Source organism: Uliginosibacterium sp. 31-12 (assembly GCF_030548425.1).
GTDB lineage: Bacteria > Pseudomonadota > Gammaproteobacteria > Burkholderiales > Rhodocyclaceae > Uliginosibacterium > Uliginosibacterium aquaticum.
The window spans coordinates 1-15,444 of record NZ_JAUOOA010000017.1 but is presented as its reverse complement, the minus strand read 5'-3'; the positions used below and the strand labels follow the sequence as shown (position 1 = coordinate 15,444).

Here is a 15,444-nt window from a genome sequence, read left to right as displayed (position 1 = left end):
AGCGTGGTCTTGCCGTGGTCAACGTGACCAATCGTGCCGACGTTCACGTGCGGCTTCGTACGTTCAAACTTTTCCTTTGCCATTTCTAGCTCCTTCGATCTTGAATTGGATGGGATTACTTCTTGTTGATGATGGCGTCAGCGACGTTCTTCGGCGCTTCGGTGTAGTGCTTGAACTCCATGGAGTACGTAGCACGACCCTGCGACAGCGAACGCATCGTGGTCGAGTAGCCAAACATTTCAGCCAGCGGCACTTCGGCCTTGATCGCCTTGATCTGGCCAGGCAGGTCTTCCATGCCCAGCACGATGCCGCGACGACCCGAAAGATCGCCCATGATGTTGCCCATGAAGTCTTCCGGTGTTTCCACCTCAACAGCCATCATCGGCTCGAGAATCACCGGACTGGCGCGACGACAACCTTCCTTGAAGGCCATCGAGGCGGCCATCTTGAAGGCGTTTTCGTTCGAGTCCACATCGTGGTAGGAACCAAAGTGCAGCGTGCACTTCACATCCACCACCGGGAAACCGGCCAGCACACCATTCGGAATGCTGTCGATCAAGCCCTTTTCAACCGCAGGAATGAACTCGCGCGGCACAACACCACCCTTGATGGCATCCACGAAAGTAAAGCCCTTGCCCGGCTCGTTCGGCTCGATCTTGATCACGACGTGACCATACTGACCACGGCCACCAGACTGCTTGACGAACTTGCCTTCAGCATCTTCGACAACCTTGCGGATGGTTTCGCGATAAGCCACCTGCGGTGCGCCCACATTGGCTTCAACACCGAACTCGCGCTTCATGCGGTCCACCAGAATTTCCAGGTGCAACTCGCCCATACCGGAGATGATGGTCTGACCAGACTCCTCATCGGTACGCACGCGGAAGGACGGATCTTCCTGGGCCAAACGCCCCAGAGCGATACCCATCTTTTCCTGGTCGCCCTTGGTCTTCGGCTCAACAGCAACGTGAATCACCGGATCCGGGAACACCATGCGCTCGAGGGTCACAATGCTATCGGGCGGACACAGGGTTTCACCCGTGGTCACGGAAGACAGGCCGATGGCGGCAGCAATGTCGCCTGCGCGCACTTCGTCAATTTCCTTGCGGTCATTGGCGTGCATCTGCACCAGACGGCCAATACGCTCCTTCTTGCCCTTGATCGGGTTATACACGGAGTCGCCCGACTTCAGCACACCGGAGTACACACGAATGAAGGTCAGCTGACCCACATACTTATCGGTCATCAGCTTGAAGGCCAAGGCCGAGAACTTTTCGTCATCAGCGGCCCGACGCTCGGTTTCCTTGTCATCTTCATCCAAACCCTTGACCGGAGGGATATCCACCGGCGAAGGCATAAATTCAATGACAGCATCCAGCATACGCTGCACGCCCTTGTTCTTGAACGCAGTACCACACAGCATCGGCTGGATCTCACAGGCGATGGTGCGATCACGCAAGCCCTTGATGATTTCTTCCTCAGACAGATCGCCCGCCTCAAGATACTTATCCATCATGGATTCAGACGATTCGGCAGCAGCCTCAACCATCTTCTCGCGCCACTCGGCAGCCGTATCAGCCATATCAGCCGGAATCTCTTCGTAGCTGAACTTGGTGCCCTGGCTGGCCTCATCCCAGATGATCGCTTTCATCTTGATCAGGTCGATAACGCCGGTGAAGTTCTCTTCAGCACCGATCGGCAACACAACCGGAACCGGATTGGCGCTCAGGCGGGTACGCAGCTGGTCGTACACTTTGAAAAAATTGGCGCCAGTGCGGTCCATCTTGTTAACGAACGACAGACGCGGAACCTTGTACTTATTGGCCTGGCGCCACACGGTTTCAGACTGGGGCTGAACACCACCCACAGCACAATAAACCATGCAAGCGCCATCCAGCACACGCATGGAGCGTTCGACTTCAATCGTGAAGTCAACGTGCCCCGGGGTGTCGATAATGTTGATGCGGTGATCGGCGAAATTGCCGGCCATACCCTTCCAGAAACAGGTGGTGGCAGCAGAGGTGATGGTGATACCACGCTCCTGCTCCTGCTCCATCCAGTCCATGGTGGCAGCGCCATCATGCACTTCGCCGATCTTGTGATTAACACCGGTGTAGAAAAGGATACGCTCGGTGGTGGTGGTCTTGCCGGCGTCGATGTGTGCCGAGATACCGATATTGCGATATCTCTCGATGGGGGTAGTGCGTGCCACGGTTTCAGCCTCTAGTCAAATGAAGCAGGTTGAATAACAAAATCTTGCAGATGCAAACAGGCTTTCGTTAAAAGAAATCGAGCCCTTTGCAGGGCCCGACTCTTGCCCGTCACGCGATCATCAGAAGCGGAAGTGCGAGAACGCCTTGTTGGCATCAGCCATACGGTGCACTTCGTCACGCTTCTTCATGGCGGCGCCACGGCCTTCAGAAGCCTCAAGCAGCTCGCCGGCCAGGCGCTGAGCCATGGTCTTCTCGGAGCGCTTGCGGGCAGCTTCACGCAGCCAGCGCATCGACAGAGCCATACGACGGCTCGGACGAACTTCAACCGGCACCTGGTAGTTTGCACCACCCACGCGACGGCTCTTCACCTCAACCACCGGCTTGACGTTGGCGATTGCAGTGGAAAAGATCTCCAGAGGGTCCTTGCTGGACTTGCTGGAGATCACAGCAAAGGCGCCATACACGATACCTTCGGCAACCGACTTCTTGCCGCTATCCATGATGACGTTGATGAACTTGGAAACATCCTGGGAGCCAAACTTCGGATCCGGCAGAATTTCACGCTTCGGTACTTCGCGACGACGGGGCATGTCTATCTCCTTTCGTCAATGATCAGGATTTTTTCGGGCGCTTAGCGCCGTACTTGGAGCGGGATTGCTTGCGATCCTTGACACCTTGCAGGTCAAGCGAACCGCGCACGATGTGATAACGCACACCCGGCAAATCCTTCACACGACCACCGCGAATCAGCACAACCGAGTGTTCCTGCAGGTTGTGGCCTTCACCGCCGATGTAGGAAATAACCTCAAAACCGTTGGTCAGACGCACCTTGGCAACCTTACGCAGAGCCGAGTTCGGCTTCTTCGGGGTCGTGGTGTAAACACGGGTACATACGCCACGCTTCTGGGGACAAGCTTCCAGAGCAGGCACCTTGCTTTTCGTCACTTGAGCCTCGCGGCCCTTGCGAACGAGTTGATTGATAGTTGGCATTACTTTTCCTCGGATCTCACCACCAGCCGAAAAATTCCGACACGGGCCGCGATCAAACAATACAGGGCCGGCTGCGATTGGCCGGCCCATCCCAAGACGCGGGAGTCTATACGACTCCCGCAAACTCCGTCAAGCAACGTCGGGCGATTCGCCTTCAGCCACTGCGGCAATTTCCTCCGGCGAAGCAAACAAGGCATTCGCAGCATCCAGACCCGGGGTCTGATTGCGGCGGTTGCGGTGGTAAGCCAGACCGGTACCAGCCGGGATCAAACGACCGACAATGACGTTTTCCTTCAGGCCGCGCAGATCATCCTTCTTGCCCATGATCGCCGCTTCGGTCAGCACACGGGTGGTTTCCTGGAAGGAAGCCGCCGAGATGAACGAATCGGTGGAAAGCGAAGCCTTGGTGATACCCAGCAGCATATATTCGTAGCTGGCAGGCAGCTTGCCTTCGGCAATGAGCTTGTCGTTTTCGTCCAGCACTTCGGAACGCTCGACTTGCTCTTCGCGAATGAAACGGCTTTCTGCCGGTTCGCTCACGATCACGCGGCGCAGCATCTGGCGGACGATCACCTCAATGTGCTTGTCGTTGATCTTCACACCTTGCAGTCGATACACATCCTGCACTTCGTCGATGATGTAGCGGGCCAGCGCCTCCACGCCCTGCAGACGCAGGATGTCGTGCGGATCAGCCGGGCCATCGACGATCAACTCGCCGCGCTGCACCACCTGACCATCGTGCACCAGCACATGCTTGTCCTTCGGAATCAGCGACTCATGCACCGTGCCATCAGGCTCGGTGATCACCAGGCGCTGCTTGCCCTTGGTGTCCTTACCGAAGGACAGGGTGCCCGTCACTTCGGCCAGCACACCAGCATCCTTCGGCGCACGGGCTTCAAACAGCTCAGCAACGCGCGGCAGACCACCGGTAATGTCACGGGTCTTGGCAGACTCTTGCGGAATCTTGGCCAGCACGTCACCCACCGACACCTGCTGCCCATCCTTCACAGTGATCAGCGAGCCGACCTGGAAGGTGATGGTCACCGCATGATCAGTACCGGCGATCTTCACTTCTTCGCCAGAATCGTTGATCAGCTTGACCTGCGGGCGCACGCCCTTGGTGCTGGCACTGCGGCGCTTGGCATCAATGACGACCAGGGTCGACAGACCGGTCACTTCATCGATCTGCTTGGCAACCGTGGCGCCTTCTTCGACATTCTCGAACTTGATCGTGCCCGAGTACTCGGTGATGATCGGACGGGTGTGCGGATCCCACACGGCCAGCTGGACGCCGGCCTTGACGGTCTGACCGTCATCAACCAGCAGCGTGCCACCGTAGGTGAGCTTGTGACGCTCACGCTCGCGCCCTGCATCATCGGCCACCACGACTTCAGCCGAACGCGAGATAACAATCTTCTCGCCCTTGGCATTGGTGACGTAGCGCATGTTGCCAGCGAAACGCACGATACCCGCCGACTTGGCTTCAACCGAACTTGCAACCGCAGCTCGCGATGCGGCACCACCCACGTGGAAGGTACGCATGGTCAGCTGGGTGCCCGGCTCGCCGATCGACTGAGCCGCGATCACACCCACCGCTTCACCGACGTTCACCAGATTGCCACGACCGAGGTCGCGGCCGTAACACTTGGCGCACAAACCGTAGCGGGTTTCGCAGGTCAGCGGAGCGCGCACGCGCACTTCGTCAATCCCCAGCGCATCAATCAGGTCACACGCATCTTCGTCCAGCAGCGAGCCGGCGTAGATGACGGTTTCCTGGCTTTCCGGGCTGACCACATCATCGGCAGCCACGCGGCCAAGAATGCGCTCACGCAACGGCTCAACCACTTCACCGCCTTCGATCATGGCCTTCATCACGAAACCGTTAGTGGTTTCGCAATCGTCCTCGGTCACGACCAGATCCTGGGTCACATCGACCAAGCGACGTGTCAGATAGCCTGAGTTAGCCGTCTTCAGCGCGGTATCCGCGAGGCCCTTACGTGCGCCGTGGGTCGAGATGAAGTACTGCAGAACGTTCAGACCTTCACGGAAGTTCGTGGTGATCGGCGTCTCGATGATGGAGCCATCTGGCTTGGCCATCAGGCCACGCATGCCGGCGAGCTGACGAATCTGCGCGGCAGAACCGCGCGCGCCGGAGTCGGCCATCATGTAAATCGAGTTGAAGGACTCCTGCTTGGTGTTGTTGCCCTCGCGGTCAACCACCGGCTCCTTGCCCAGGTGATCCATCATGGCCTTGGCCACCTGGTCACCCGTGCGGCCCCAGATATCCACAACCTTGTTATAGCGTTCGCCGTCAGTCACCAGACCAGACGAATACTGCTGGGCAATTTCCTTCACTTCAGCTTCAGCAGCGCCAATGATGGTTTCCTTCTCGGCTGGGACGAGCATGTCCTTCACCGCAATGGAAATACCAGCACGCGTGGCCAGACGGAAACCGAACTGCATCAGCTTGTCGGCGAAGATCACTGTTTCGCGCAGGCCACAGCGGCGGAAGGAGGTGTTGATCAGGCGAGAAATCTCTTTCTTCTTCAGCGCCTTGTCGATCACCGAGAACGGCAGGCCTGCCGGCAGGATTTCGGACAACAGGGAGCGGCCAGCCGTGGTGTGATAGCGCTTGACCGTTTCGGTCTTGTTGCCATCTGCATCCACTTCCACTTCGCGAATACGCACGGTGATCTTGGCGTGCAGCGAGATCTGACCGGATTCGTAGGCGCGCTTGACTTCCGACACGTCTGTAAACAGCATGCCTTCGCCAGCGCTATTCACGCCGGCACGAGTAGCGTAATACAGGCCCAGCACCACGTCTTGCGACGGAACGATGATCGGCTCGCCGTTGGCGGGCGACAGCACGTTGTTGGAAGCCAGCATCAGGGTGCGACATTCCATTTGTGCTTCGAGCGACAGCGGCACGTGAACGGCCATCTGGTCACCGTCGAAGTCGGCGTTAAAGGCAGCACAAACCAGCGGATGCAACTGGATTGCCTTGCCTTCGATCAGGGTCGGTTCGAAAGCCTGGATACCCAGACGGTGCAGGGTCGGTGCGCGGTTGAGCATCACCGGATGCTCGCGAATCACCTCTTCAAGGATGTCCCACACCACCGGCTCTTGCGATTCGACCAGCTTCTTGGCCTGCTTGATGGTCGTGGCCAGCCCCATCAGTTCCAGCTTGTTGAAGATGAAGGGCTTGAACAATTCAAGGGCCATCAGCTTCGGCAGGCCGCACTGATGCAGCTTGAGCTGCGGGCCCACGGTAATCACGGAACGACCGGAGTAGTCCACGCGCTTACCGAGCAGGTTCTGACGGAAACGACCGCCCTTACCCTTGATCATGTCGGCCAGCGACTTCAGCGGACGCTTGTTGGCGCCAGTCATGGCCTTGCCGCGGCGGCCGTTGTCGAGCAGCGAGTCGACGGCTTCCTGAAGCATGCGCTTTTCATTGCGCACGATGATTTCAGGGGCCTTCAGCTCCAGCAGGCGCTTCAGACGGTTGTTACGGTTGATGACGCGACGATACAGATCGTTCAGGTCGGAGGTGGCGAAGCGGCCACCGTCCAGCGGCACCAGCGGACGCAGGTCCGGCGGCAGCACCGGCAGCACTTCCATGATCATCCAGTCCGGCTTGATGCCGGACTGAGTGAAGGCTTCCAGCACCTTCAGGCGCTTGACGATCTTCTTGATCTTGGCTTCCGAACCGGTGGTTTCCAGCTCCGAACGCAGACGCTCGATTTCCTTGTGGATATCGATGTTGCGCAGCAGACCACGGATGCCTTCGGCACCCATCACGGCTACGAATTCATCACCGTACTCTTCGGTCTTGGCAATGAAGTCGTCTTCGGTCAACAACTGACCGCGGGTCAGCGGGGTCATGCCCGGCTCGACCACCACAAAGGCTTCGAAGTACAGCACGCGTTCGATATCGCGCAGGGTCATGTCGAGCACCATGCCGAGACGGCTCGGCAGGCTCTTCAGGAACCAGATGTGCGCCACCACCGAGGCCAGCTCGATGTGGCCCATACGCTCACGGCGAACCTTAGAGAGGGTGACTTCAACGCCACACTTCTCGCAGATCACGCCACGGTGCTTAAGGCGCTTGTACTTACCGCACAGGCACTCATAGTCCTTCACCGGGCCGAAGATCTTGGCGCAGAACAGACCATCACGCTCTGGCTTGAAGGTACGGTAGTTGATGGTCTCGGGCTTCTTGACTTCACCGTAGGACCAGGAGCGGATCTTGTCCGGCGAAGCGAGTCCGATGGTAATCGCATCGAACTCTTCTTCGTTCGGCAGGCTTTGCTTGAACAGGTCAGCGAGCAGGCTTTTCATCTATCTTTACTCCATTCCAGTCGCGGTTCAGTAACGCTCGAGGTCGATGTCGATCGCCAGCGAACGAATTTCCTTCACCAGCACGTTGAAGGACTCCGGCATGCCGGCATCAATCTTGTGCTCGCCCTTGACGATGTTTTCGTAGACCTTGGTACGGCCGGTCACGTCATCGGACTTCACCGTCAGCATTTCCTGCAGGGTGTAAGCCGCGCCGTAGGCTTCCAGTGCCCACACTTCCATTTCACCGAAGCGCTGACCACCGAACTGCGCCTTACCACCCAGCGGCTGCTGAGTCACGAGCGAGTACGGACCGGTCGAACGGGCGTGCATCTTGTCATCCACCAAGTGATGCAGCTTCAGCACATGCTTGTAGCCGACAGTGACCTTGCGCTCGAAGGATTCGCCCGTGCGGCCATCGAACAGCGACACTTGGCCGCCAGCATCCATGCCAGCCAGCTTGAGCATGCCCACGATGTCTTCTTCGGTCGCACCATCGAACACCGGCGTTGCGAAGGGCACGCCCTTGCGCAGATTACCGGCCAGATCGAAGACTTCTGCGTCCTTGAGGCCCTTGATGTCTTCAGCCTTGCCACTGCTGTTGTAGATCTCTTCGAGCAGGGCGCGCACTTCCTTGGCTGTCGCTTCAGCACGCAGCATGGCGCTGATCTTGTCGCCCAAGCCCTTGGCAGCCCAGCCCAAGTGGGTTTCAAGAATCTGACCGATGTTCATCCGTGACGGCACACCCAGCGGGTTCAGCACGATATCAACCGGCAGACCGTTTTCCATGTAGGGCATGTCTTCAACCGGCAGGATCTTGGAAACCACACCCTTGTTACCGTGACGACCCGCCATCTTGTCGCCCGGCTGCAGGCGGCGCTTTACAGCAAGATAGACCTTGACCATCTTCTGCACGCCCGGGGGCAGTTCATCGCCCTGGGTGAGCTTCTTGCGCTTGGCTTCGAACGCGAGATCGAAATCCTTGCGGGTCTTTTCCAGACCTTCGCGCAGTTGTTCCAGCTGGACGGCCACGGCGTCGTCGGCCATGCGGATGTCAAACCAGTTGTACTGCTCGAGGGTTTCCAGATAGGCCTTGTCGATCTTGGTACCCTTGGCAAGCTTCTTCGGGCCGCCATTGGCGGCCTGGCCAATGATCAGGCGCTCGATACGCTCAAAGGTATCGCGTTCCACGATACGCATCTGGTCCGCCAGATCCAGACGGAAGCTCTTGAGCATGTCGTCGATGATGGACTGGGCACGCTTGTCGCGCTCGATGCCTTCGCGAGTGAAGACCTGCACGTCAATGACGGTGCCATTCATGCCCGAAGGCACGCGCAGCGAGGTGTCCTTCACATCGGAAGCCTTCTCGCCGAAAATCGCGCGCAGCAGCTTCTCTTCCGGCGTCAGCTGGGTCTCGCCCTTAGGCGTAACCTTGCCGACCAGCACGTCACCGGCTTCCACTTCCGCGCCGATGTACACGATGCCGGACTCATCCAGACGGCCCAGTTGCGCCTCACCCAGCGAAGCGATATCGCGGGTGATGTCTTCCGGCCCAAGCTTGGTGTCACGCGCAACGACAGTCAGCTCTTCGATATGGATCGAAGTGAAGCGGTCATCGGCCACCACGCGTTCGGAGATCAGGATCGAATCTTCGAAGTTGTAACCGTTCCAGGTCATGAAGGCGACCAGCATGTTCTGACCCAGAGCGAGTTCGCCGAGGTCAGTCGATGCACCGTCAGCAATCACGTCACCCTTGGCCAGACGATCGCCAATCTTCACGATCGGGCGCTGGTTGATGTTGGTGTTCTGGTTCGAGCGGGTGTACTTGATCAGGTTGTAGATATCGACACCGACTTCGCCCGGCACGGTTTCGTCGTCGTTGACGCGAATCACCACGCGATTGGCATCGATGTAATCCACTACGCCGCCACGCAAGGCCTGCACGGTCGTGCCCGAGTCGACCGCCACGGTACGCTCGATGCCGGTACCGACCAGCGGCTTTTCCGGACGCAGGCAAGGCACCGCCTGACGTTGCATGTTCGCACCCATCAAGGCGCGGTTCGCATCGTCATGCTCAAGGAACGGGATCAGCGAAGCCGCAACAGACACGATCTGCGACGGCGACACGTCCATGTACTGAACCTGACCCGGCTCGACCAGCATGGCTTCACCCTTGTAGCGGGCGGAAACCAGATCGCCTTGCAAGCTGCCATCGTCACCCATCTGGGCGTTGGCCTGGGCAATGATGTACTGGCCTTCTTCGATGGCCGACAGGTAATCGATCTGGTCGGTCACCTTGTTGTCGATCACGCGGCGATACGGCGTCTCGAGGAAGCCGTGACGGTTGGTCGTGCCATACACGGCCAGCGAGTTGATCAGGCCGATGTTCGGACCTTCAGGCGTTTCGATCGGGCACACACGACCATAGTGGGTCGGGTGCACGTCGCGCACTTCAAAGCCGGCACGCTCACGCGTCAGACCGCCCGGGCCAAGAGCCGACACGCGGCGCTTGTGGGTGATTTCCGACAGCGGATTGGTCTGGTCCATGAACTGCGACAGCTGGGACGAACCGAAGAACTCCTTGATCGCGGCCGAAATCGGCTTGGCATTGATCAGGTCGTGCGGCATCAGGTTGTCGCTCTCGGCTTGGCCGAGGCGTTCCTTGACGGCGCGCTCTACGCGCACCAAACCGGCACGGAACTGGTTCTCGGCCAGTTCGCCCACGCAACGCACACGGCGGTTACCGAGGTGATCGATATCGTCGATTTCGCCACGGCCGTTACGCAACTCGAGCAGCACGCCGATCACGGCCATGATGTCGTCGTTGGCCAGAACGCCAGAGCCCTCTTCGCCTTGCGGGCCGACGCGCTCATAGAAGCGCTTGAGCCATTCCGGCGACTTGTCGTCCATCTTTTCCGGGTAGGCGCGGCGATTGAACTTCATGCGGCCCACGGCCGACAGGTCGTAACGGTCTTCGGAATAGAACAGGCTATTGAAAAGCGACTCGACGGCATCTTCGGTGGGCGGCTCGCCCGGGCGCATCATGCGATAGATGGCCACGCGTGCTTGCCACTGGTCGAGGGTTTCATCCGAGCGCAGGGTCTGCGAGATGTAACCACCACGGTCCAGGTCGTTGATGTAGAGGGTCTTGAAGCCCTTCACACCGGCAGTGGACAGCTTCGCCAGCAGGTCTTCAGTCAGCTCATCATTGGCACGCGCTAGCACTTCACCGGTTTCCGGATCAGCAACATCATGCGCCAAGGCACGGCCCAGCAGAAAGTCTTCCGGCACCGCAACCGAGGTCACGCCCGCCGTGGCAATGTCACGCACATGCTTGGCATTGATGCGCTTGTCCTTGCCGACAATCAGATTGCCCTTGGGGTCGAAAATGTCAAAGCGGGCCACTTCGCCACGCAGGCGCTCGGGCAGCACTTCGAAACGGATCTCTTCTCCCGCCAGTTCGAAAGACTCGAAATCGTGGAAAGTGGAGAGGATTTCCTCGTTGTTCATCCCGATCGCCTTGAGCAGGATGGTGACCGGCATCTTGCGACGACGGTCAACGCGGAAGAACAGGAAGTCCTTGGGGTCGAACTCGAAGTCCAGCCAGGAGCCGCGGTACGGAATGATACGCGCCGAGAACAGCAGCTTGCCCGAGCTATGGGTCTTGCCACGGTCGTGCTCGAAGAACACGCCAGGAGAGCGGTGCAACTGCGACACGATGACACGCTCGGTGCCATTGATGACGAAAGAACCGGTCGTGGTCATGAGCGGAATTTCGCCCATATACACTTCCTGCTCCTTCACTTCCTTGATGGTTTCCTTGGACGCTTCGCGATCAAGAATCACCAGACGCACGCGAGCACGCAAAGGCGAAGCGAAGGTCAGGCCGCGCTGCTGGCACTCCTTCACATCGAATGCGGGCTCACCGAGAATGTAGTGAACGAATTCGAGGCGCGCATTACCTGAATGCGAGCTGATCGGAAAAATGGAAGTGAAGGCGGCTTGAAGGCCTTCGTTGCGCCGTTCCTCTACAAGCAGATCGGTCTGCAGGAACGAAGTATAGGATTCCAATTGGGTGGCCAAAAGGAAGGGCACATCCAGAACAGCTGCGCGCTTGGCAAAGCTCTTGCGAATGCGTTTTTTCTCGGTGTAGGAGTACGCCATGGAAGCTCCGGGTCAAGAGTCCAACAACAGAGGACACAAGAAAACGGATTAAATCACCCGCTGTCTTCTGGCCTCTGCAGGCCGGCACCGTACCGTTTTCACGGCGATGCCACAAAACGACAAAAGGGTTGGCGGCCGTGGCCACCAACCCTGCTTGCGAAAAGCGAGATTACTTGATCTCGACCTTTGCGCCAGCTTCTTCCAGCTGCTTCTTCAGAGCTTCTGCATCAGCCTTGGCAATGCCTTCCTTGACGGGCTTCGGAGCACCATCAACGAGGTCCTTGGCTTCCTTCAGGCCCAGGCCGGTCACGGCGCGGACAACCTTAATGACTTCAACCTTCTTATCGCCGGCACCAGCCAGGATGACGGTGAACTCGGTCTGCTCTTCAACAGCAGCAGCAGCAGCGCCACCAGCAGCCGGAGCGGCCATAGCAGCGGCGGACACGCCGAACTTCTCTTCAACAGCCTTCACCAGGTCGTTGAGTTCCATCACGGACATGGTGTCGAGGGCCGCCAGGAATGCGTCTTTATCGAATGCCATTTTGATTTCCTAAATTTGAAAGTGATTGATTTGATTCAGCTTGCAGTTAAGCAGCGGCTTCGGCTTCGGCTTCAGCGGCAACAGCAGGGCCACCCTTTTGCTCGGCAACAGCGGCGAGAACGCGCGCGAAGCCAGAGATCGGGGCCTGCATGACGCCCAGCAGTTGTGCCAGCAGCACTTCGCGGCTCGGGATCGAGGCCAGCGCTTGCACGCCTGCCTTATCCAGCACCTTGCCACCGTACGAACCTGCACGCAGAACCAACTTGTCGTTGGTCTTAGCGAAGTCGCTCAGCACACGCGCCGGGGCAACCGCGTCCACACCGATCGAATAGATCAGCGGGCCGGTCATCTGATCGGCGAGGCCAGCAAACGCAGTGTCAGCCACCGCGCGCTTTGCCAGGGTGTTCTTCAGCACACGCAGGTAAACGCCCTGTTCGCGGGCCTTGGCACGCAGCACGGTGAGGTGTCCCACCTCAATGCCACGGTACTCGGCAACCACGATCGTTTGAGCGTTCGCAACCTGTGCAGACACCTCGGCTACTACAGCCTTCTTGTCATCAAGATTGAGACTCAAGGTCAGCTCCTTACTCAAAAGAATGTCGCGGATCTCTCCGCACATCCAACCACGGCGACCTCAAATTCAGGGACTGCTTCTTGCGAAACAGCCAGGATCCTGTTTTCGGGCAACGCCATCTGCGCTGGGTGGAATGAATCCTGATTAAGCTTTCACCGGATGGCGAAAACCCCAACGGTCTTTGACAACCCCGCTACCATTACTCCGGCCGCGGGCCCAAAGTTCAAAAGGGGAAGCCCTTGCGGACCTCCCCATACATCTGTCTTATTGCGCGTTGAGCGTCGTCGGCTCAATGCGGACACCCGCACCTTGGGTCGAAGACAGCGCAACCTTCTTCAGGTACACACCCTTCGACGAAGCGGGCTTGGCCTTGACCAGAGCGCCAACCAGTGCATTCAGGTTTTGCTGCAGAGCCTCGACGGAGAAGGAAGCACGGCCGATGGTGGCGTGAATAATGCCGGCCTTGTCGGTACGGTACTGCACCTGACCAGCCTTGGCGTTCTTCACAGCAGTGGTCACGTCCATGGTCACGGTCCCCACCTTCGGGTTCGGCATCAAACCACGCGGGCCAAGAATCTGACCCAGAGCGCCCACAACACGCATGGCGTCGGGAGTGGCGATACACAGATCGAAATCGATGTTGCCGGCCTTGACCTGCTCAGCCAGATCGTCGAAGCCGACGATATCTGCGCCTGCGGCCTTGGCTTCTTCAGCCTTGGGGCCTTGGCAGAACACAGCCACGCGAACGCTCTTGCCGGTACCAGCAGGCAGCACAACCGAACCACGCACAACTTGGTCAGACTTCTTGGCGTCAACGCCAAGGTTTACAGACACATCAACCGATTCGTCGAACTTGGCGGTCGCATTCTGCTTCACCAGGTTCAGAGCTTCATCAGCCGCGTAGAGCTTGTTGCGATCAACAGAAGAACGCAGCGCATTCAGTCGCTTGGAAATCTTTGCCATGTCACACACCCTCCGTGGTGATGCCCATGCTGCGGGCGGAGCCGGCGATGGTGCGAACGGCTGCGTCGAGGTCGGCAGCAGTCAGATCCTTCATCTTGGTCTTGGCGATTTCTTCCAACTGGGCACGGGTCACCTTGCCAACCTTGTCGGTATGCGGCTTGGCGGAACCCTTTTGGACGCCGGCGGCCTTCTTGATCAGCACGGTTGCCGGCGGGGTCTTCATGATGAACGTGAAAGACTTGTCCGCGAAGGCGGTAATCACGACCGGAATCGGCAGACCCGGCTCCATACCTTGAGTCTGCGCATTGAAAGCCTTGCAGAACTCCATGATGTTCAGGCCGCGCTGACCGAGAGCGGGACCGATGGGGGGCGAGGGATTAGCCTTGCCCGCCGGCACTTGCAGCTTGATATAGCCGACGATTTTCTTTGCCATGATGGCTCCTTGAAATGAGTGTTAGCGCATGCGCTTGCGCGCCCTGCTCCTCGAACCGGAGATTTGAAAGGGCGCTCCGGCTACGCCCACAACCTGATCAGGTCTTCTCGACCTGACTGAATTCAAGCTCCACCGGCGTAGCGCGGCCAAAAATGGTCACCGACACATGCAGACGACTCTTTTCGTAGTTCACGCTTTCCACCGAACCATTGAAGTCGGTGAAAGGGCCTTCCTTGACGCGCACAAACTCGCCCACCTCGAAGAGAATTTTGGGTTTCGGCTTCTCGACCCCTTCTTGCATCTGATGCAAGATTTTGTCGACTTCCTTCTCGGAGATCGGCGTGGGCTTGTTGGCAGTACCGCCAACAAAACCAGTCACTTTCGGGGTGCTCTTGACCAAATGCCAAGAGTCATCATCCATATCCATCTCAACAAGAACATAGCCAGGGAAGAACTTGCGCTCAGTCACGCTCTTCTGGCCGCCCTTCATTTCAACCACTTCCTCAACTGGAACCAGAATCTGGCCGAACTTGTCCTGCATGCCGGAACGCGCAACGCGCTCAACCAGAGCGCGCTGAACCGACTTTTCGAAACCAGAATAGGCGTGGACGACGTACCAGCGTTTGTTCATCAATTCCACCCCAGGAGTGCGCCAATCAATTTGCCAACCACGAGGTCAACCACCCACAGCACAACCGCCATCACAACCACAAACGCGAACACAGCGCCGGTGGTCTGCACGGTCTCCTTGCGAGTAGGCCAGACAACCTTCTTGGCTTCCACGATGGCTTCACCACCAAAGGCCGCCAAACGCTGCCCTGGCTCAGTAAACCAACCCACCGCCACACCAGCAGCCAAGCCACCCAGCACGCACAGCACGCGGAAGAACACCGGCTGACCGGCGAGCAGGTAATAACCAGTCAGGCCCGCAACCAACAAGAGCAGCGCGAGCACAAACTTCAGTTTATCCGCCATGGGAAAATTGCCTTTGCATTGAAATGGCAGGGGCAGAGGGTCTCGAACCCCCAACCTTCGGTTTTGGAGACCGACGCTCTGCCAATTGAGCTATGCCCCTGCAGCAGAGACTACAAAAGCGCCCCGAAACGCGGTTTCGAGGCGCCTTTCAAACCCGGCGAACCGGGCTCGGATCGATTACTCGATGATCTTGGCGACGACGCCGGCGCCAACGGTACGGCCACCTTCGCGGATTGCGAAGCGCAGACCTTCT

General features: G+C 58.3%; 13 protein-coding genes and 1 tRNA gene. All 14 read right to left on the bottom strand.

Annotation, left to right across the window (positions count from 1 at the left end; genetic code table 11):
• The coding region (locus Q3Y64_RS19270; RefSeq protein ID WP_043003843.1) for a GTP-binding protein at positions 1 to 83 on the bottom strand (83 nt) is incomplete at its 3' end.
• Positions 84 to 115: 32 nt separating this feature from the next.
• Entirely contained in the window at positions 116 to 2,212 is a 2,097-nt protein-coding gene (gene fusA, locus Q3Y64_RS19265) for an elongation factor G (protein WP_101941774.1), read from the bottom strand.
• A 120-nt stretch (positions 2,213 to 2,332) separates the two neighbouring features.
• Positions 2,333 to 2,803, bottom strand: a complete 471-nt coding sequence (rpsG, locus tag Q3Y64_RS19260; protein ID WP_101941775.1) for a 30S ribosomal protein S7 — start codon at positions 2,801 to 2,803, stop codon at positions 2,333 to 2,335.
• Between the two features lie 22 nt (positions 2,804 to 2,825).
• The gene (gene rpsL, locus Q3Y64_RS19255; protein WP_101941776.1) at positions 2,826 to 3,203 is read right to left on the bottom strand and encodes a 30S ribosomal protein S12; all 378 of its coding nucleotides are present in this window, start codon (positions 3,201 to 3,203) and stop codon (positions 2,826 to 2,828) included.
• A gap of 129 nt (positions 3,204 to 3,332) precedes the next feature.
• The gene (gene rpoC / locus Q3Y64_RS19250; RefSeq protein ID WP_101941777.1) at positions 3,333 to 7,544 is read right to left on the bottom strand and encodes a DNA-directed RNA polymerase subunit beta'; all 4,212 of its coding nucleotides are present in this window, start codon (positions 7,542 to 7,544) and stop codon (positions 3,333 to 3,335) included.
• Positions 7,545 to 7,571: 27 nt separating this feature from the next.
• Positions 7,572 to 11,705, bottom strand: a complete 4,134-nt coding sequence (gene rpoB, locus Q3Y64_RS19245; protein ID WP_101941778.1) for a DNA-directed RNA polymerase subunit beta — start codon at positions 11,703 to 11,705, stop codon at positions 7,572 to 7,574.
• 169 nt (positions 11,706 to 11,874) lie between these two features.
• Entirely contained in the window at positions 11,875 to 12,246 is a 372-nt protein-coding gene (gene rplL, locus Q3Y64_RS19240) for a 50S ribosomal protein L7/L12 (protein ID WP_101941779.1), read from the bottom strand.
• 46 nt (positions 12,247 to 12,292) lie between these two features.
• Positions 12,293 to 12,820 carry a 50S ribosomal protein L10 gene (rplJ, locus tag Q3Y64_RS19235; protein ID WP_303564501.1) on the bottom strand — a complete coding sequence of 176 codons (528 nt, stop codon included), beginning with the start codon at positions 12,818 to 12,820 and terminating at the stop codon, positions 12,293 to 12,295.
• 264 nt (positions 12,821 to 13,084) lie between these two features.
• A complete protein-coding gene (rplA, locus tag Q3Y64_RS19230; protein WP_101941781.1) occupies positions 13,085 to 13,783 on the bottom strand; it encodes a 50S ribosomal protein L1 in 699 nt (232 codons plus the stop codon).
• A 1-nt stretch (position 13,784) separates the two neighbouring features.
• Positions 13,785 to 14,216, bottom strand: coding sequence for a 50S ribosomal protein L11 (gene rplK / locus Q3Y64_RS19225; RefSeq protein ID WP_101941782.1), 432 nt, complete (start codon positions 14,214 to 14,216; stop codon positions 13,785 to 13,787).
• 97 nt (positions 14,217 to 14,313) lie between these two features.
• Entirely contained in the window at positions 14,314 to 14,847 is a 534-nt protein-coding gene (nusG, locus tag Q3Y64_RS19220) for a transcription termination/antitermination protein NusG (protein ID WP_101941783.1), read from the bottom strand.
• Positions 14,847 to 15,191 (bottom strand): preprotein translocase subunit SecE, encoded by a 345-nt coding sequence (gene secE / locus Q3Y64_RS19215; RefSeq protein WP_101941784.1) that lies wholly within the window; start codon positions 15,189 to 15,191, stop codon positions 14,847 to 14,849. The genes nusG and secE overlap by 1 nt, the downstream gene beginning before the upstream one ends.
• A 24-nt stretch (positions 15,192 to 15,215) precedes the next feature.
• Positions 15,216 to 15,291 (bottom strand) — tRNA-Trp (locus tag Q3Y64_RS19210).
• A gap of 77 nt (positions 15,292 to 15,368) precedes the next feature.
• Positions 15,369 to 15,444: hypothetical protein (locus Q3Y64_RS19205; protein ID WP_201785588.1), on the bottom strand; the 76-nt coding region annotated here is incomplete at its 5' end.